General features: G+C 70.5%; 11 protein-coding genes and 6 pseudogenes. 9 read left to right on the forward strand and 8 right to left on the reverse strand.

From position 1 onward, the window contains the following. Nucleotides 1-92: pseudogene (locus FHS37_RS31845) on the forward strand (IS5/IS1182 family transposase); the annotation flags it as partial. A 143-nt stretch (nucleotides 93-235) separates the two neighbouring features. Here the strand turns inward: FHS37_RS31845 and FHS37_RS40630 are convergent. Beyond that, on the reverse strand, nucleotides 236-370 hold the full coding sequence (locus tag FHS37_RS40630) for a hypothetical protein (protein WP_268254621.1): 135 nt from the start codon (nucleotides 368-370) through the stop codon (nucleotides 236-238). Nucleotides 371-519: 149 nt separating this feature from the next. On the opposite strand from FHS37_RS40630, the gene FHS37_RS40900 reads away from it, so the two are divergent. Then, on the forward strand, nucleotides 520-1,152 hold the full coding sequence (locus tag FHS37_RS40900; RefSeq protein WP_229890285.1) for a DUF4352 domain-containing protein: 633 nt from the start codon (nucleotides 520-522) through the stop codon (nucleotides 1,150-1,152). Between the two features lie 36 nt (nucleotides 1,153-1,188). On the opposite strand, the pseudogene FHS37_RS31855 reads toward FHS37_RS40900, so the two are convergent. Then, nucleotides 1,189-1,437, reverse strand: a pseudogene (locus FHS37_RS31855) (helix-turn-helix domain-containing protein); the annotation flags it as partial. 113 nt (nucleotides 1,438-1,550) lie between these two features. Here FHS37_RS31855 and FHS37_RS31860 point away from each other — a divergent pair. Beyond that, a pseudogene (locus FHS37_RS31860) lies at nucleotides 1,551-2,012 on the forward strand (transposase family protein); the annotation flags it as partial. 75 nt (nucleotides 2,013-2,087) lie between these two features. Continuing rightward, nucleotides 2,088-2,693: a hypothetical protein gene (locus tag FHS37_RS38955; protein WP_221500589.1), complete on the forward strand. Its 606-nt coding sequence runs from the start codon at nucleotides 2,088-2,090 to the stop codon at nucleotides 2,691-2,693. Between the two features lie 9 nt (nucleotides 2,694-2,702). Here FHS37_RS38955 and FHS37_RS31870 read toward each other — a convergent pair. The 5 genes and pseudogenes from FHS37_RS31870 to FHS37_RS31890 form a co-directional block, all read right to left on the reverse strand. Then, nucleotides 2,703-3,565: pseudogene (locus FHS37_RS31870) on the reverse strand (IS5 family transposase). Nucleotides 3,566-3,606: 41 nt separating this feature from the next. Then, on the reverse strand, nucleotides 3,607-5,169 hold the full coding sequence (locus tag FHS37_RS31875; RefSeq protein WP_184827638.1) for a DNA/RNA non-specific endonuclease: 1,563 nt from the start codon (nucleotides 5,167-5,169) through the stop codon (nucleotides 3,607-3,609). A 548-nt stretch (nucleotides 5,170-5,717) separates the two neighbouring features. Beyond that, on the reverse strand, nucleotides 5,718-7,913 hold the full coding sequence (locus tag FHS37_RS40635; RefSeq protein WP_184827640.1) for a trypsin-like serine protease: 2,196 nt from the start codon (nucleotides 7,911-7,913) through the stop codon (nucleotides 5,718-5,720). A 17-nt stretch (nucleotides 7,914-7,930) separates the two neighbouring features. Next, a complete protein-coding gene (locus FHS37_RS31885; RefSeq protein ID WP_184827642.1) occupies nucleotides 7,931-8,446 on the reverse strand; it encodes a hypothetical protein in 516 nt (171 codons plus the stop codon). Between the two features lie 178 nt (nucleotides 8,447-8,624). Beyond that, nucleotides 8,625-11,915, reverse strand: coding sequence for an ALF repeat-containing protein (locus tag FHS37_RS31890; RefSeq protein WP_184827644.1), 3,291 nt, complete (start codon nucleotides 11,913-11,915; stop codon nucleotides 8,625-8,627). 779 nt (nucleotides 11,916-12,694) lie between these two features. Between FHS37_RS31890 and FHS37_RS40070 the strand changes: the two genes are divergently transcribed. The 5 genes and pseudogenes from FHS37_RS40070 (at nucleotide 12,695) to FHS37_RS31915 (ending at nucleotide 17,688) form a co-directional block, all read left to right on the forward strand. Further along, the gene (locus FHS37_RS40070) at nucleotides 12,695-14,359 is read left to right on the forward strand and encodes a sensor histidine kinase (protein WP_229890288.1); all 1,665 of its coding nucleotides are present in this window, start codon (nucleotides 12,695-12,697) and stop codon (nucleotides 14,357-14,359) included. Next, nucleotides 14,350-14,994, forward strand: coding sequence for a response regulator transcription factor (locus tag FHS37_RS31900; RefSeq protein ID WP_511256444.1), 645 nt, complete (start codon nucleotides 14,350-14,352; stop codon nucleotides 14,992-14,994). Before FHS37_RS40070 ends, FHS37_RS31900 begins: the two co-directional genes overlap by 10 nt. A gap of 176 nt (nucleotides 14,995-15,170) precedes the next feature. Beyond that, nucleotides 15,171-15,908 carry an IS6 family transposase gene (locus tag FHS37_RS31905; protein WP_184827832.1) on the forward strand — a complete coding sequence of 246 codons (738 nt, stop codon included), beginning with the start codon at nucleotides 15,171-15,173 and terminating at the stop codon, nucleotides 15,906-15,908. Between the two features lie 87 nt (nucleotides 15,909-15,995). Then, a pseudogene (locus FHS37_RS31910) lies at nucleotides 15,996-16,277 on the forward strand (integrase core domain-containing protein); the annotation flags it as partial. 502 nt (nucleotides 16,278-16,779) lie between these two features. Further along, the gene (locus FHS37_RS31915; RefSeq protein ID WP_184827650.1) at nucleotides 16,780-17,688 is read left to right on the forward strand and encodes a nitroreductase/quinone reductase family protein; all 909 of its coding nucleotides are present in this window, start codon (nucleotides 16,780-16,782) and stop codon (nucleotides 17,686-17,688) included. Between the two features lie 151 nt (nucleotides 17,689-17,839). Here FHS37_RS31915 and FHS37_RS40075 read toward each other — a convergent pair. Next, nucleotides 17,840-18,015: pseudogene (locus FHS37_RS40075) on the reverse strand (thioredoxin family protein); the annotation flags it as partial. Nucleotides 18,016-18,237: the final 222 nt, after the last annotated feature.

The following is an 18,237-nucleotide window of genomic DNA, read 5'->3' on the forward strand; positions in this document are numbered from 1 at the left end:
AGTCCTGGCACGTCTTCCGCAGAGCCCGCTGCAGCCCCAACCGCATGACCGTCATCGCCGCCGCCGTCCTCACCCTGAAGCGTCAACGCTGAAAACGCTCAATCACCCACGGCATCGCCCCAGGCGGCCCTGAGCGCCACCAGACCCCTACGACCTGCAGCGACACACTTCTGAACGGCACAGGCGAACGTGAACCTGAAGGGCCACAAGGTCAAGGACGCCGCCGGTAACACGTTCACCTTACCGATGGCGCCGACGTGGTTTCGGCCGAAGTCCCGACAGTCGGCTTCGGGTCGGGCTTGTCGCTGCCGTTGAAGCAGCCGACGGCCAGCAGACCGATTACGGCGATGGTGATGATGTGGCGCCTCATGGCGTACCCCCTTGCTTGCTGCGGTGAGGGAAGAGCACTCGTGCGGCCACGCGCGGGTGACTGCTTGTCACGGTCTGGACACAGCGCCTTCACCGGACGTGCACCCGTGTGCATCATGCAGCCGACGCATCGACATCAGAGGAGGACCGGTGACCCAGCCGCCGCCCACGCCACAGAGCACCAGTCGGAAAAAGGTCACAGCCCTCGTGGCAGGTGCCGCGGTCGCCGCATTCGCAATCGGCGGCGGGGTCGCGCTCCTCCTCAACGACGACGGCGACAGCGACAGCGACAACAAGCCGGCCGTCACCAAGGCCACCGAGACCAGCTCGCCGCCGAGCCCGAGCAGTAGCCCGTCGCCGGAGGAAGAGCAGGAGTTCAAGCTCGGTGACACCGTCGACATCGACGAGGACCACGGCTCGTTGTCCGCTGCGGCCCTCGCCTACCGCGACGAAGGCATCAAGGGCATCCCCGAAATGCTCAGCCCGGGGGAGAAGTGGGCGGTGCTGGACGTGAAGGTCTGCAACACGGGCGGCGATCCGATCCAGGCGTCTCCGTTCCCGTGGTCTCTGGCCTACGAGGGCGGGGTGCGGGTGGAGTCCGCGGGCATGAACGCGGGCGACCTCCCGAAGCCCTTGTACCCGATGGACGCCAAGGTCGCGGCAGGGGACTGCGTGCGAGGAAACATCGTCTTCCAGGTGCCGGAGGAGGGCCGACCGGAGCGGGTGCTGTATTCGCCGAGCGTGCTGGACGAGCCGGTGGAGTGGCAGGTGCCGAAGGGGTGACGGACGCGTCCTGTGGGGCGTAGCGTCACGGGGAGCGGCGGTTGCGGTGGAGATCCCGCATCCCGCCGCGAGCTGGGGCAGCGTCTCGTTCTCGCGCAGGTGCACCAGCGCCGGCAAGGCCTGGTGGAAGCAGCCCGGCTTGCGCCACCGCGTGCCGCGTTCACACCTTCGGGCACAGATCAGCCATGAGACATGCCCGACCAGCTCATGCGGGGCGTCGAGCGTGGCACGATACGGGACCGAGCGAGGCTCCTCGGACGAGGCGTGGTGCGTAGAGAACACCACCGCAACGATCAGGAGCCTCGCCTCGTCACACCACCCCGCCGGCCTGCACCATCACCCCTGCAGGACAGGATGAAAACAGTTCGCTGGCCACATAGATGCCCTCGCTCGTGGCGAGCGGCCGGCGCGCGTTCGTCTCCGGCAAGAAGAAACAGAACACGCCGAAGGCCACCGTGATCGCCGACTGGCGTGGCCGCACATTATGGACCGATGCCCTGCGCCCTGGACGTATGCACGATGCCATGGCCGCTCGCAACGAGGGCATTGCCGTCTGCTTCCAGCACTTCCCCGACGTTGAGGTCCTCCTGGACGACGGCTGTCTCGGCCTGAGCCGCGACCACCGCGGGCAAGCGGTCACACCGCCCGGAAAACCGCGGCCCGGAGCACTGCCCGGCAGAGTCGAACAGTGGGAACGTGACCGCCGTTGGCACTCGTCCGACCGCATCGCCGTCGAACACGCCCTTGCCGGTCACAAACGCTGGAAACAGCTGACGCGCTGGACCCACCGCCGCGACCGCCTGCCTGACACCTACCGCGCCATCGCCAGCCTCGTATCCGACCGCACCATCTACGTCTGAAGACAGGCCACGACCAGGCCGGACACGGCCCACCCGCCATCACGCACCAACTCGTAAAAGTGGGATGCTCCTCGGATGACGGATCGACCGGAAACCTTCCTCGCCCATCTGCGGACCGCGGCCGTCGGCGTCCTCGAACGCTTCCCCGCCGAGCTGAGGCCCGAGATCTACGCCCTGTCCTTCCGTATCTGGCGGGTGGACGACGACGACCGCCGCCCGTACGTGGCCATCGGCTACAACACCGAGAGCCAGTACGAGCGGGAGCGCTACCCGGACGACGACGGCGAGGTGCGCTGGAACTACGCCTACTGGCTCCTCGAGGGCTTCGAAACGCTTGGCAACGTCCCCGAGGACCCGGTCGGCAGTCAGGTGTACGTCGAGGAGGTGCGGCGCCTCGGCGCCTGGTACGACGGCGAGTTCGACCTGGACAGACTGCTGGACGACGAGGACGTGGCTGCCCGTGCCGAACTGCTGCGCGCGCACTTCTGCGACGCCGTGATCGATCTGGCCCGGCATCTGCACGCCGACGGGGTGATCGAGTGCATCCTCGGCCGACCGCTGCCGGTCGTCGTCTTCGACATGGCACGCCCCGGCTGGGAGGTGCATGCCACCGAGGCCGCCAACCCGCCCGCACTCGTCGAGGACTTCATGACGTGGCAGCTGGCGGCCGGGGAGATCTAGGGTCCGTCTTCAAACGGATCTTGCCCAGAGCAGGAACGACGCGAGTGTGACCGCTGCTTCGCAGGAGGTGGCGGTCTTGTCGTATCGGGTGGCGATGCCGTGGAAGCCCTTGAGCCGGTTGAAGCGGCGTTCGATGGCGTTGCGTCGGCGGTAGGTCTGCCGGTCGGATCCTGGTGGCCTGCCGCCCCGGCGGTCCCGGTTCAGCCGGTGGCGCTGTCGGTCGGCCTTCTCGGGGATGGTGTGGGCGATGCCGCGTCGTCGCAGGTAGGTGCGGAACCCGCGGGAGCTGTAGGCCTTGTCCGCGATGACCCGGTCGGGGCGGCAGCGTGGCCGGCCGGGGCCGCCGCGGGGAACGCGGACACGTTCGAGCAGGATCCGTGCGCAGGTGCTGTCGTGGCGCCGGCCAGGGGTGACGAGGATGGCCAGAGGGCAGCCCTTGCCGTCGCAGGCGAGACGGACTTTCGTCGTCGGTCCGCCCCGGGATCGGCCGAGGGCGTGATCGTCCGGTTCGTCCGGCCGGCCGATCCCCCCTTTCGGCCGGTCGCGGCGGCGTGCTGGTGGGCCCGGACGATGATGGAGTCGATCTGCACCGGCCAGTCGATGTCCCCGGCCGCGTCGGCCCGGGCCTGGATCTGCCGCAGGGCCCGGGTGAACACGCCGTCCAGGGCGTAGCGGCGGAAGCGGGTGTAGACCGTCTGCCACGGCCCATAGCGTTCCGGCAGGTCACGTCAGGAGATCCCGGTCCGGATCTTGCAGACCATCCCGTTGATGACCTGCCGGTCCTCCACCCGCGGCCGGCCCGTCGCGGCCCGCGGTATCAGCGGAGCGAACAACTCCCGATCCTGATCGGTGATTTCATGACGACGTACCACGACACCATGATCCACCACCTAATGATCTTTGAAGACGGACCCTAGTTTCCGAGGTTGAACAGCCCGGTGTTGCCCCGGGTGTTGGAAATGTAGACGTCGGGGAACAGCGGCCGTGTCGTCCCGTCCGCCCGCTCGATGGTTGCGCTCATGGTGACGCCGAGAGGGATGGTGCTGTCACCGTCCTGGTAGTGGGGTGTTACCTGGTAGAAGATCGCGTCGTTCGGTCCGACGGCGGTGTTGTCCGTGATGGCCTTCTGCGCCAGGGCCTCGTAGGACCGCATGCTGGGCGTTCCGGTGTTCATCCCCACCTGCCAGCAGGGGACGAGATTGTCCGGTCCGCCGTCCCCTGTTCCGCCCTTGCCGCCGAGGACGTTGGCGATCAGGTGGCAACGAGCGAGTTGTGCTCCGGGCTGGTTGGCGAGGGCGAACAGCTGGGCGTCCTGCCAGCCGGTGATGTCCCCCTCCGCGTCTGATCCGGCGCCGCGCTCAGCACCGAGGCAGGCCTGGGCCTTGGCCGCCCGGGTTCCGGCCGGACCGAGCGGGGTGGTGGTCTTGTTGACGTGCGAGACCGGTTCGCTGCTGTTCGCGATCCAGCCGTTGCCGGAAGTGAGCGCGCCGTCCGGGCGACTCTTCAGGCAGGTGGCCTGCGGCTGTTCGGCGGTCGGACCGGAGATCTCCAGTTTGAACTCTTCGGCTTCCAGCACTCGTTGGTCCGCGTAATCCTCGAGGAGCTGTCCCTCGGCGGACTGGAGGTCGGCGAGCGGGACGTGGGCCCGGACGCAGGGGCTCGCCGTGCCGCCGGTCAGCACAGAGAAGTCCCAGCCACCGGTGCTGTAGTGCGGGATGATCTCGGCGCACGAAGCGCCGTCGGTTCCGCCCTCGTGGGTGGCCCCGAAGGGGAATGCGGCGCAGCTGTCGTCCGGTACGAGGTCCGTCCGGGCCCGGAAGGGCTTCGAGCCTGCGTTGCCGCAGGTGCGAGCCGTGCGTTCGCTGATGCCGTTCTTGGCGCGGGTCAGTGGCTTGTCTCTTCCCCAGCCGTCGGAGAGGTTGTCCTGGGCCCACAGGTAGCCGGCCGCCGCGGCGCCCGCGCCTGACGCGGGCGAGCCCGGGTCGTTCCGCAGGGCGCTCATCTCGATGACCGGCATGACGCTGGGCACGACGCAGCCGGGGCCGGGGGTGCCGGTGTCGTCGTCACAGCGGATCTTCTCCGGGTTGCTCCAGGAGGCGTTGGGGTCGATGGGTTCGGCGCCGGGCGCGGTCACGTACAGCTGGTAGGAGGTGGTGAAGTCGACCGTCGTGCCCTGGGCCGGGGTGGAGGCGTAGGACACGGTGCCCTTGGCGAACTTGCCCACGATCAGGTCGCCCGTCTTCCCGTACCACGGCGCTCTCGTGGTGGCCCTGCAGCCGGCCGAACAGGCGGACCTGAACTTCACGTTCAAGGTCGTGACGAGCCCGGTCGCGCCGGTCATGGTCACCCTGACCAGTTCGCTCCAAGTCGTTCCCCTGGCGGGCAGGACCGCACTGGTCCAGACGTCCAGCGTTCCGGTGCCGACCGGTTTGCCGCCGGCGTCCCTGAGCGTGTACAGCACGGTCAGGCCGTACATGCAGTATCCGAAGCGGGTGTACTGCCATGTCCCCGGGGCCGTGATGGAGCAGCCGCCCGAGTCGGCGGCAGCCGCGGCCGACGGCTTGGTGCTCGTGGTGACGCAAGCCTGTACGGCACCTGCTCGGCGCTCGCGGGAGCCTGCGCGGGTGGGTTCGCAGTCCTCCACCGGAGTCGTCGTGACGGGCCTGGTGTGCGTGGGGGCGCCGGTAGAGTCACTCTGCTCGCTTCCGGAAGCCTGGTGGGGGGAGGCTTTCGACGTTGGGGCCTTCTGCGTGGTCGCGGCGCCCGGGGTCGCGGCTGCCGTCGCAGCGGGGGGCGTGACCTGGCCGTCGGCGGCGGCGATTCCTGTGGCGTTGATGCTCAGAGCGAGGAGGAGACCGGGAAGTAACCGCCTCGTGCGTGGTGAAGTGGACAGCCGTATTCGGTGGGGTCGTGGCATGGCGCAGGTCTTCTCCTGGTCGTGAGGACGCGCCTGGCCGGCGCGGGGCGTGGCGGTGGGCGCCGTCGTCCCGCGCCTGGCAGACAGGCTTGGGTGGGATGGTGAGGTCAGCGGATGGCGGATCCGAAGGCTTTGCCGCCGGCGGGAATGCCGCCATTGCCGGGCTGGTGCGTGGTGACGGGGAGGTCGGTGCCGGTGGCGGAGCGGGAGGTGAGGTTCTGCCACGGCACGGCGTAGGCGGCGCCGCCGCCGGCGGCTGTGGGCAGGCCGACGTAGACGCTGGTGGAGCTGACCGCGATGGTCTGACCGATGCGGTGGTTGGCGGTCGGGGCGCCGGGCAGTCCGTTGTGTCCGGCGAAGACGACGTCGTTGTGGGGGCCGGGGGCGCCTACGAGGGTCATGGTGTGGACGGCGCCCGCAGCGGCGACGCTGCCCTGGGCCTCGCCGGGTGAACCCGCCACGAGTTGGAGGGTCTGCCAGGTGGGGGTGGTGTTGGGTGAGAGGTTGACGGCCTGCAGGGTCTCGCCGAAGCGGTCGCCGGCCTCGATGCCGCCGACCACGTCCTCGGAGTCCTGGGTGATGACCCTGCGTTCCGTCCAGGAACCGCTCCTGGGGAGGTCGAAGGTGACGATGCCGCCGGCGTTCTTGGCCACCGTGCCGTTTCCGGCGGTGAGCGCCTCGCCCGGCACGCCCACGGCGAGGACGGAGTTGCCGGAGGCGCCGTCCTCGGCGAGGGCGACCGAGGCTCCCAGGACGTCGCCGGCCTCGGACCCACCGGCGACGTTGTCGAGGTTCTGGTTGATGTTGGCGCGCTCGAGGGGTTGGCCGGTGGTCTGGGCGGGGTGGGCGAAGACCCAGACGGCCCCGGCGTCGGCGATCGCGTCGATGTCCTCCCCGGGGGCGCCGACGGCGATGTTGTTGGCGTCGGCGGCCACCGAGGCCCCGACCCTGTCTCCCGCCTCGGGGCCGCCGCTCATTCCGGTGCCCTGGGCGATGGCCACGCTGCTGGTACCGCGCAGGTAGAAGACGGTGCCCGCGTTCGCCCTCCCGCCGACAGCGTCGCCCGGGGACCCGATGACGATGTAGGGGGAGCCCTCACGGGTTCGTCCGGCGGCGAGGGTGGCGCCGAGAAGGTCGCCCTTCTCCTTCTTCGCCGCCTTGATGGCCCCGCTGCCGTCGCCCTGGACGTAGCTGTCGGAGGTCCGGCCCGTGCCGAGGCCGGCCGGCGCCCCGTAGATCACGGTGACCGTGCCGACGTCGGTCACCGTGGTGGTGGCGTCCTCGTAGGGGGCGCCGACCACGAGGTCGGTGTAGCCGTCCTGGTTGTTGTCGACGGTGGCGAGCGCGTGTCCGAAACGGTCGCCCGCCTCGGCGTCGCCGGGGACGAAGGAGGCGCTCTGGTCGAGTTGGGCGGTACCCTTGCCCCCGCCGTACACGACTCTGACCGCGCCGGCCTCCGCGACGGCGGCGACGGTGGCCTTGGGGTCGCCGATGGAGACGTCCTCGATGCCGTCACCGTTGAAGTCGACGACACCGACGCGACCGCGGGCAGCGGTGACGGTGGCGTCGACCCAGTCGGCGATGTCGTCGGTGCGGGCACCGACGGCGGCGGTGGAGGTCTGCTCCGGGGCGATGCCGAAGCAGCCACCCTGGTCGGATCGGGACGCCACGGCGAGGATCTTCGTGGTGTCGCCGGAGGACTGGAAGAGCGGCGCGCCGGCGTCACCGGCGCAGATCGATGCTCCGGCGTCCCCGGTCACCGGCACGTCCACGCCGGTGGGCGCGGCGGCGGTGAAGGTGCCGTGATGGACCTTGACCGGAGCCCATTCGTCGGCGGTCCGCCCGTAACCGGTCGAGGTCAGCCGCTGTCCGGCGTCGGCGGGGGCGGCGGCTATCCGGGCCGGCGCGATGCCGGCTACCGGGAAGGACAGGCGGGCCAGGACCAGGTCACGGTCCTCGCGGGGGACGAGGTCGACCACCGTGCGTTCGACGCCCGCGGTGGTGGTCAGGTCGGTGCGGCCGATGACGGCCCTGGTCGCCTGCCGGGGGGCTCCGGCGGTGACCTTGCCGGCGCCGGCCGGGTCGTCGAGGAAGCACGAGGCGGCGGTCAGCAGCCATTCGGGGTCGATGAGGGCTCCGGTGCAGGCCCGTTCGCCGTCTCCGATGTCGAGGCGGGCCGTGAAGGACCAGGTGCTGTCGGACGGGGCCGGTCCCGTCACGGCGTGCGCCGGCAGTGCCGGTAGGAGGGTCAGGGCGGTGGTCAGCAGTGCCGCTCGGCCGACACGGCGGAAGGAAGCGCGCATGGGATGGGTCTCTCCGGTCATCGGCTGGTACGGATGTCGAGGAGGGCGAAGTCACGGCCCACGGGATCGGCGGACTCCCCCACCGGGGTCCAGGAGTCCTTGGGGACGTCGATGTCCTGCCGTGTGCTGTCGGCTGCGGTGAGGGTCACGTCGGCGGTGTGACCGGCGGCGCCCTTGATGGCGTAGACGGCGGGGACCTCGAGGGTGAGCCGGCCGGTGGCGCCGGTGGCACGGAAGCAGATCTTGCTTTTGCCCCGGGCCCAGACCTCCAGCAGCCCGGTCCCGGAGGCGCAGTCGGCGAGCACGATGTGCCCGTCGCCGCGCTTGAGGACGATTCCCAGCTCTTGTCGGATCCTGTCCGCGCCGGGGTACGCGAAGGTTTCCACCACATGGCCGGGTCGTGTGTCGGCCACCGGAGCTGTGACGGCCGGTGGGGCGTCGGTGGTGGGCGGCTGGGCGGTGAGGGCGAGCAGGGTCGCGCAGCAGGCCGCCACGACCGCGAGGGTGGCGGCGATGCGCCGCAGGTGCGTCATGAACACAGATCCCTTGTGTCGGATAGGCATGGAGCCCGTGAAGGGGCGCCGGGCCGAGGTTGTCAGCAGAGGGGCGCCTCGAAGGAGGTTCCGGCAGGTGGGGCGGAGCGAGGCGCCGACCGCCCCGGGGCGGGACACCGACCGTCCCGCCCCCACCGCCTCCCGAGGGGGACGGGGGTCAGGCAGCGAGGTCGTAGAGGTCCTTGACTCGTTTCCCGGCGCCCCGAGTGAGGGTGGACAGGACGTAAGACCCCACGGCCCGGCCGAACTTGCGGCTGGTGAAGCCGTGCTTGAGGCCCGTCAGGGCTGCCTCGGCTCCGCCGGAGACGATGGAGATGCCGCCGGCGACGCCGGCGACCACCCCCGCGACGGGGGCGGCGGGCGGGAAGGCCACAGCGACGACTGCCGCCCCCGTCGCGATGACGCCGGTGCCCGTGGACACCCAGCCGGCGACCTTCGCCCAGGTGGCGGGCTTCTGCCACCAGTGGTCCTTCTTCTTGACCTGGTCGTGGTCCGGGCTGTCGGCCGGGTTGTGGCTGTTCGCACGGTTGCGAGCGGCTTCCAGGGCGGCTTGGCGGGCCTGCTCCCGCAGTTCGTCCTTGCGTGTCTCGACGGCGATCCGTCGCGCGTCGGCCGCGGCGGCGGCCGCCTCCCTGGCGCTGCGTCCCGCTTCCAACGCCGACTTGCGGGCCCGGTTGGCCGACGCCCGTGCCTGGTCGGCGGAGGCCTGCGCGTTCTCGGCCGCGTCCAATGCCCGGTTGGCGGCGTAATTCGCCGCCCGGGAGGCCGCCCGCGCTACGGTCGCGGCCGACCTGGCCTTCTCCGCCGATGCCCGGGCGTCGGCGGCCGCCTTGTCCGCGACATCGGCGTGCCGGCGGGCCTCGATCGCCAGATTCGCGGCACTCGCCGCCGACGCCTTCGCTGCCGATGCCCAGCGTTCGGCCTCGGCAGCCGCGTTACGGGCCACGGCGGCGGTCCGCGAGGCGTGGGCCGCGTCCCGCTGGGCCTCCTGGGCGACCCGTGCGGCGCCCGCGATGGCCCCGCGCATGCCGGCCACATGCGCGGCCGTGTCGAGGTCGAGCTGGGCGGCGAAGTGGCGGACCCGCTCGACGAACTGGCGCCGCATCCACGCGGGGCCCTCCATCGCGATCTCGCCGAGGACCTTCGTGTAGGCGCCTCCTGTCTGGACGGTCGCCATGATGGCGACCCTGTCGTCCTCCTTGAGGGCGTTGGGGTAGATCTCGTCGAGGAACTTCTGCAGCGCTTCCGGGGTTCCGTCGTTCAACGCCTTCTGGGCCTCCCGCAGGACCGCCGCCCCGGGGTTCCCGTGAATGATCTTGAGGATGGCCCGTCTGTTGTCCTCCTGCGAGGCGCGGATCCGGCCGGAGGTGTTGAAGTCGCCCACCGCCGTGGCGGAGTCGCCGGCCAGGGCTTCGACCGCCGCCTCGGCGACCGCCGGACCCGCGATCTGTGCGATGTAGAGAGCGGTCTCGCGCTCGTCCTGGTTCTGGGCGATCGAACGGTCCAGGTCTATCCACGCGAAGACGTCGTCATCGGTGCCCGCCAGGGCGAACTGGGCGGCCTCCCGGGTGAAGGTCCCCGCGGCCTCCAGCAACCCCAGGGCTGCCTTGCGGCCGGCTGACGCGGCCAGGTCCGTCACGCCGTCCTCCAGGGCCTGTTCGGCCTGCGCGATGAGCGCGAGGATGTCCTTGTTGATCTGCTGGACCTGGGCGATGCGGCCGGCGTGGGCGGTCCATCCCTCGTCCTCGATCCGCGCCAGTTCACGAGCCTCGGCGATGCCCTCCTGCCGTTCGATCTCCAGTCGTGCCGCCTCCGCCTCGCGCGCCTCGGCCTCTACCGCCGTGGCCTCCTGGACGGCCCTGGTGGCGGTGTTGGCGGCCTTGACTGCCTCGGCGGCGTGCGCCGTGGACTTGTTCGCGAAGTCCCGGGCCTGACCGGCGTACTTCACGGCTTCCTCCGCCGCGGCCGCCGAGCGCTCGGCATGTTCGGCAGCCGAGTTCGCCGCGTCCCTCGACGCCCGTGCGGCGGTCGCGGACGCGGCGGCGAGCGCGTTGGCTCTCGTCGCCGCGTTCGTGGCTTGCTCGGCGGCCCCGGCTGCGATGTCCGCCTGCCGGCGCGCCTCGATCGCCTGCTGCCGCGCCTCGCCGGAGGCGGCACCGGCCGTCTCGGCCGCGGCTGCGGCCGCGGAGGCGGCGCCGGCGGCGCCCCGAGCGGCAGCCGCCGCCCTGCCGCTGGCAGCGTTGGCCCGATCCGCCTCCTTGGCCACCCGGTCCGCGCCCAGAGCCGCGGCCCGCGCCTTGGCCGCCGCGTTCCTGGCCGCCACGGCGGCGCTCTTGGCCGCCCCCGCCACTGTGGCGTTCTTCGACGCCTCGATCGCGGCGTTGTAGGCCTTGGACGCCGCCGATGCGGCCACCGAAGCCGCGTGCTGTGCCGCGGTCGCCGCCTGCGAGGCATGTCGAGCGGCCTCCGTCGCCACCCGCGATGCCCGGATCGCGGTGTTCGCGGCTCCGGCGGCGCCCTTGGCCGCCGACAACGCCCGCCGAGCCGCCGCGGCGGACTTCCGTACGTCCTGCTGTGCCTCCTTGGCCTCGGCGGCGGCCTTCTCGGCCGCGTTCTTGGCCTTGCCCGCCGCCTCGACGGCTCGCTCGGAGGCGTCGGCCGCCAGGTCGGTCTGGGCCTGGGCCCGGCGGCCGGCGCGCTCCACCACGGCGACCAGTTCCTCGATCCGGGACGCCTCCTGGTCCCGGGCCCGGGCGATGTGCTGGCCGATGTCGAGGAACCACTCCACGTCGCCGTCACCGCCGTTCAGAGCCCGCTCAGCGTATTTTCGGACCTCGGGACCGGCAGTGGTCATGGCGGCGGCGACCGCGACCCTCAGGTCCTCCGCACGGGCCGTGTGCTGGCCCTCGGCCAGGAACAGCTCCAGCGCCTCGGTGGTGCCGTCCTGGAGCGCCGCGTTCGCGGCCCGTGTCAAGGCCGTGCCCCCCTCGTGGAGGACTTCGGCGGTCACCACGCGCAGGTCCTCGTTGACCCCGGCGGCGTATCCGGTGTCGATGAAGGCGGCGATGGCCGCGTCACCGGCGTCGAGGGCGGCGGCGGCGTCGCGCTGCATCCCCTTTCCCCCGCCGGCCAGCACGGCCATGATCGCGACCCGGTTGTCTTCGGCTTCCACTTTCGGCAGCGTCTCGGAGAGGAAAACCGAGATGTCGGTGTCACTGCCGGTCAGGGCGTACCCGGCCGCCGCTTTGGTGGCCTTCCCGCCCAGCATCCACGCTTCCACCACTCGGCCGCGCGCAGTGTCCGGCAGGTCGAAGGCGTCGCTGTCGTCGCTGCCCCCGTCGTCGACGGCACGCGCGACGGGCGCCCGCCCGAGGGGTAAGGAAGTCGCGGCAGCCGCAGCGGCCAGCATTCCCATCACTCGGCGTCGACTCCAGAACGTTTCTTGCATCAATCCCCCTTTTGATCACGGATACGTGCGACCGCGTCCGTCGGTCCGGTTCACGAGAAGCGGGAGCAGCTGATCCGAGGTGGCAACAGGCGTGACGGCAGAGGCACATCCCGGAGTGGCCTCTCTCACCGGACGGCGCTCACCGCGCGGAAGGACGCGCACGACGAAAACACTTCGCGTCCGAAAGCCTCGGAGGCGGCGAATTCACCGGTCTTCACCGGCTGCGCATGCCCTGGGCGCGGTTCGGGCCCCGTCCGCCGCCGATCGGGACGAGAAGGGATGCCCTCTTCATGCTCCTTTCACCGTGCACATCCCTCATCGGCCGGTAGGCGGCCGCTGAGCCATGAGCGCATCCATGACTCAGCGATTCGATTCAGCATATTTTCAAGAGGCCGATAAGTATGACAAATCAGTGGAAACACCCGTCGGTCGACATGAGTGACCGAGAAGTCACCCGGGCCGGAATCCACCAGATCCACTGCACCGCCGACGTCGCAAACACAAGGTATGGAAGGGCGTGGAAGCGCGCATCAGGGCAGACCCTGAATTCACCGTGTCGCACGGGCGGGCCCTACGGCCCGTCGCCGCCTGGCCGGAAAGACGCAGTCCGCAGCGACCATCTGCTTATGGTCACCGCCGTGAAGAGGAGCCGTGGGAGAACGGTCTTCCGCTGGGCACCGTGGTGTTGGGCAACGGCTGCACTCGCCGCGGGGATCTGCGGAGCCTGGGCTTACCGCCGTGCCGGCGCGACAGGCGCGGACATCGCGCGCGACCTGTCGGTGGGATGGTCGTACGCGGGCGCCGGACTGGTCGCGTGGTGGCGGCGGCCCGCCAACCCCACCGGGCGCATCATGCTGGCCGAAGGGCTCACCTGGTTCCTCGGTAACCTGCAAGGCACGGGCATCCCCCTGCTGTTCACCCTCGGCGTGTGGGGCGAGGCGCTGAACCTGGCCGTCCTGGCCCACCTCCTGCTCGCCTTCCCCGAAGGACGGCTCGCCACCGCTCTGGACCGCGCCGTCGTGGTGAGCGGCTACGCACTGGTGGCCTTCGGCGGGCTGGTCCGGGCCGCTCTCTACGATCCGGCACTCCATGAGGACGCCACCTACCTCTCCTGCCGGAACTGCCGACCGGACCTCAATCTCCTGCTGATCCGTGCGGAGCCGGGCTGGTTCGACGCGGTGGACCTCGGCTACCGCTGGGCAGGGGCGCTGCTGACCGTCGTGTGCCTCGGGGCGTTGGTCCGCCGCTGGCGGATCAGCCGTCCGGCGCGACGCCGCGTACTGCTGTCCGCCTGGGTCTCGGTCGCCATCGCCGTGGCCTTCGTCGGCTGGGAGGTCGTCCACCTCCTCGCCCCCGAGGCCATGGACACCGCCGACGCGGTGCTGACCTGGCCGTCGGACGCGAGTCAGGTCCTGGTGCCGATCGCCTTCCTGATCAGCTTGCTGCGCATGCGACTGCGCCGGGCCTACGTCGGCAATCTCGTGATCGAGGTCGGCGCGGACCCGACACCGCAGCGGCTGCAGGACACTCTGGCACGACTGCTCGGAGATCCGTCGCTCCGTCTCGGCCTGCTGTCACCGGACGTCGGGAGCAGCGAGGGCCGGGGGCCGGCCTACGTGGACCCGGCCGGCCAGGCCCTCCCGCTGCCGCCTCCCGGAAGCGGGGCGAGCACCACTGTCGTCGACGAGTCCGCCGGAACGCCCACGGTCGTGCTGGTGCACGACGCGGCGCTGGAGGAAGACGGGAAACTGCTGCTCGCCGTCAGCAGCTCCGTACGTCTGTGCCTGAGGTCCACGGCAGCGGACGCCACGGGCATCGGCTCACGGCTCCTCCAGGCAGCGGACGAGGAGCGCAGGCGACTGGAGCGCGACCTCCACGACGGCGCCCAGACACGGCTGGTGTTCGCCCTGATGACCCTGCGCAGGCTTGATGCCGGCCTGTCCCGCGGTGACGAACGGGCCCCCGACCCGGCCCTGCGCCGCACGGTGGCGGAAGCCGACCAGGCGGTGCGGCAGGCCTTGGAGGAACTGCGCGACCTCGCCCGCGGCATCCACCCCGCCGTCCTCACCCGTGACGGGCTCGCGGCAGCGGTCAGAGCACTCGCCCCACAGGCACACGTTCCGTTGCTCGTCATGGTGGACCCGGGACGCTTCCCCCCGCTGACGGAGTCGACGGCCTACTTCGTCATCTGCGAGGCGCTGTCCAACGCGGTGAAGTACTCCCAGGCCGACGTGGTCAGCGTGTCCGTACGACGCGAAACCGACGAGGGGGCGGACCGCCTGGTGGTCGAGGTCGTCGACGACGGGATCGGCGGCGCCGCCCCGGCCGGCGGATCCGGTCTGCGCGGCCTCGCCGACCGCGTCGCGGCGACCGGCGGCGCCTTGTGGGTGACCAGCCCGCCCGGGAGCGGTACCCGACTACGAGCGGAGCTGCCGTGCGCGTGATCGTGGCAGAGGATTCCGTTCTCCTGCGTGAAGGGCTCGTACGGCTGTTGCAGGAGGCCGGCCTGGAGGTCGTCGCCCAGGTCGGTGACGCCGACGACCTCCTCGCCCTGGTGTCCGCACTGCGTCCGAACGCCGCCGTCATCGACATCCGGATGCCCCCCACCCACAGCGACGAGGGCATCCGAGCAGCCTCCCTCATACGCTCCCGCCACCCCGAGACCGGTGTGCTGCTCCTCTCCCAGTACGTGGAGACCGGCAACGCCATGCGGATCCTCTCCCGGGACGCCGCAGGCTTCGGCTACCTCCTCAAAGACCGCATAGCCGACCCCGACGAGCTGACTGACGCCCTCAAACGGGTCGCAGACGGCGAGTCCTGCATCGACCCAGAGGTCGTCCGCCGTCTCCTGGAACGGCCGCGCCCGGTCAACGTCCTGGAGACGCTCACCCGGCGCGAGCACGACGTGCTCGCGCTCATGGCGGAGGGACGCACCAACGAATCGATCACCCGGCGTCTGGGGGTGGGCGGCAAGACCGTCGAGACGCACGTGCGCAACATCTTCACCAAGCTGGGCCTGGAACCCGACCTCGAGGGGCACCGCCGTGTCCTGGCCGTGCTCGCCTACCTGGAGGGGTGACTCCCGTTCCACCGGGCTCGTCGAAGTGGGAGGTCGAGTCGCCCGAAGCGTGTGGTCACCAGGCCCGTGTCGCTGGTGCCGCCGGAAACGAGGACGGTCCTCCGGCAGAGCGGATCCAGCGGTTGTGACGGCGCTGTCACGTTGGCCGTTGGCGTGGGATGCTCTTCGGGCTGATCATGCTGGAGGAGCCGTACGTGGAGAGCACGCCGCCGTCGTACAAAGGCCACCGGTACCCGGTCGAGGTCATCTCCCACTGCGTGTGGCTGTATCACCGCTTCCCGCTCAGCTTCCGCGAGGTCGAGGAGCTGATGCTCGGGCGTGGGATCGTCGTCTCCTATGAGACGATCCGCCGCTGGTGCGCCAAGTTCGGGCAGGCTCACGCAAACGCGCTGCGCCGCCGGCAGCCTCAGTCCGGGGACAAGTGGCACCTGGACGAGGTCTTCATCAAGATCAACGGGCGGCCGCAGTACCTGTGGCGGGCCGTCGACCAGAACGGGAACGTCCTCGACATCCTCGTGCAGGACCGGCGGGACAAGGCTGCGGCCAGGCGCTTCTTCCGCCGTCTTCTCGCAAAGACCCGCACGGTGCCCAGGGTGATCGTCACCGACAAGCTCCGCTCCTACGGCGCGGCCCACCGCGAGGACATGCCCTCCGTCGAGCACCGGCAGTCGAAGTACCTGAACAACCGGGCCGAGAACAGCCACCAGCCCACCAGGCAACGCGAACGCGCGATGAAGGGCTTCCGCAGCGTCGGCGCAGCCCAGCGGTTCCTGTCTGCCTTCAGCGGCATCTCGCCCCACTTCCGCCCCCGACGGCACCTGGTGAACGCCCCCGGCCACCGCACCGAGATGACTCTCCGCTTCGCGATCCGGGACCGGATCACCGGCACCGTCGGCCAGCCCACCGCAGCTTGAATCAGGACTGAAGGCCTGAGCCAGCCACACCCTGGCACCACGTCAGGTACCCATGTGCCCAACAACGTGACAGCGCCCATCCAGCCCCTGAAGCCCGCGCCGCGTTCCCCACGGATGAACGCGCACTGCGAGAGGGCCATCGGCACACTGCGACGCGAGTTCCCCGATCACCCGCTGATCCTGAACGAGGCCCACGCTCGACGCGCCCTCGACGCCTACGTCCCCCACTGCAACGGCCATCGCCCCCACCAGGCCCGGGGACAACTCCCTCCCCGCGCCCACGAGCACCCGACCGACCTGACCGCACACCGGCTCCTCCGCACCCGGGTACTCGGCGGCGTCATCAATGAGTACAGATACGCGGCTTGACCGGCAACGATGAGTTTCTGAACGGCACAGGCGGCGGACGGCTGCGTTCGTCCGGTCTTGTTGACCACCGGCGGCATACCGGTCCGTTCCGCCTGAGGATGGCTCAAATCCCGCTCGGTGCCGACCCATCGCCTTGACAGCGCCCAGCGTTGATCGTTCCAATGAAGGTGTGGCGCGTGGCGTCGGCCAAAAAGACTTGGGCCGGCCGACGATCGGGCGACCACCTGTCACCAGGGAACAGCCCCATGCGTTCATCCATCACAGGCGAAACCTGATCCGGCGCATTTTCGCCGCTTCCCCGCTGTCGGGTGCCCGCGTCCTCGTTGTGCCGGCAGGCCGGCCTCGCCTGCCGCGCCGAGGCGCAACGCCGTGACCTGCCCGGGACTGGGACCGTGTGCCTCCGCCGTGCGGGCGGACGAGCCAATCGGTTTCTGCGGCGAACCGTCCCGCCGTACCCCGTACCGCGCCTTGTGCGTCCCACACCCAGGAGATCCCACTTCGTATGTCCACACCCTTCAACCAATGGGTCATCGAGGAGTTCCGAGCCAACGGAGGAAAGGTCGGCGGCCCCTTCGAGGGCGGCGATCTGCTGCTTCTCACCACAACCGGCGCCAGATCCGGTGAGGAGCGCACCACCCCGCTGGGTTACATCCGTCACGAGCGTGGGCTGCTCGTCGTCGGCTCCAACCTCGGTGGGCCCTGCCACCCTGCCTGGTACCACAACCTCGTGGCCACCCCGCTGGTGCGGGTGGAGACCGGGACGGAGGAGTACGAGGCCATCGCAGTGCCCGCCGAGGGGGAGGACCGCGACCACCTGTTCTCGTACGTGGTGAACGCCGAGCCCGGCTACGGCGAGTACCAGGAGAAAACTGACCGGATCCTGCCCGTCGTGGTGCTGGAGCGGAGCGACCCGGCACCCGGCGAGGGGCCCGGCACGGTCAGGAACCTCGCCGACAAGCTGATCGAGGTCCACGTCTGGCTTCGCGGGCAGCTACGGCACGTGAGGGCCGAAGCGGACGCCTACTTCACGGCACGGGCCGCCCGGCAGAACGGGGACGACGAGCCGGTGCCGGGGCTCGGGCTCCAGATCCGGCAGCACTGCCTGGCCTTCTGCCAGACGCTGGAGTTCCACCACATGAGCGAGGACGCGCGCATGTTCCCCGCGATGGAGGCCGCGCACCCTCGTCTGAAGGACGCCTTCGAGAGGCTGCGTTCCGAGCACCGCACCGTCGCGCGGCTCCAGCAGGAGCTCGCCGCTCTGCTCACCGACATCGCGCAGGCCGATCCCGAGCGGTTCCGGGCCGGGTTGGAGCGGATGACCGAGGAGCTGACGGCGCACCTCGACTACGAGGAAGAGCAGCTGATCCCGGTGCTCGCGGAGATCCCCTTCCCGCCTGGGCCGCCCGCCTGACCGCGGCCACGGGCCGTGCACGAGCCCCCGGGGGCCTTGCGTGTTCGCGGGTTGGGGGGTCTGAGCGGTGATGTCCGCCGGCGCCCGGTCCGGGCAGGTGACGCTGGCTGTCTGGCCCGGTTTCTTGCCGGCCTGCCGGATCCGAGCCGCGATCGTCGGCGATGCCGCCCACGACGAGGTCCGTCACCCGGCAGGGCTCGATTGCCTTGGGCCATGTCCCGGTGAAGTACGCGAGGACCGGAACTCCGCTCGTCCCAAGGATGAAATTGAACTCCGCTTCTCACGGGGGCGGTGAACCCGCTTCGCCGTGGAAGCTCTTGACCTCACGTCCGTTGTTCCGTCCCCATCATCCCTCGCGCGGTGTGCCCGGCCGCCCCGCCGGTCACCCAGCTGCGTGCCCGTGGGGCGGCTCGTGCCAGAACAGCGCCCTCCACGACGACGTGAAAGCCGCTTTCCAGGGCATGGCGTCCCAGCTCACCGACCAGATGCCCGATGAGCGCGTCGACGAGCGGGCCGGTGCGCATCGTCCACCGGATCCAGTCGAGCCGT

This window comes from Streptomyces griseomycini, from assembly GCF_014203535.1.
Taxonomy (GTDB): Bacteria; Actinomycetota; Actinomycetes; order Streptomycetales; family Streptomycetaceae; genus Streptomyces; species Streptomyces griseomycini.

Excerpts from the sequence above, each read along its gene's own strand:
- FHS37_RS31915 (WP_184827650.1), top strand. The coding sequence starts at position 16,780 with ATGTCCACACCCTTCAACCAATGGGTCATCGAGGAGTTCCGAGCCAAC.
- FHS37_RS31885 (WP_184827642.1), bottom strand. The coding sequence starts at position 8,446 with ATGACGCACCTGCGGCGCATCGCCGCCACCCTCGCGGTCGTGGCGGCC.
- FHS37_RS31875 (WP_184827638.1), bottom strand. The coding sequence starts at position 5,169 with ATGTACGGCCTGACCGTGCTGTACACGCTCAGGGACGCCGGCGGCAAA.
- FHS37_RS31905 (WP_184827832.1), top strand. The coding sequence starts at position 15,171 with ATGCTGGAGGAGCCGTACGTGGAGAGCACGCCGCCGTCGTACAAAGGC.
- FHS37_RS31890 (WP_184827644.1), bottom strand. The coding sequence starts at position 11,915 with ATGCAAGAAACGTTCTGGAGTCGACGCCGAGTGATGGGAATGCTGGCC.
- FHS37_RS40635 (WP_184827640.1), bottom strand. The coding sequence starts at position 7,913 with ATGCGCGCTTCCTTCCGCCGTGTCGGCCGAGCGGCACTGCTGACCACC.
- FHS37_RS38955 (WP_221500589.1), top strand. The coding sequence starts at position 2,088 with ATGACGGATCGACCGGAAACCTTCCTCGCCCATCTGCGGACCGCGGCC.
- FHS37_RS40630 (WP_268254621.1), bottom strand. The coding sequence starts at position 370 with ATGAGGCGCCACATCATCACCATCGCCGTAATCGGTCTGCTGGCCGTC.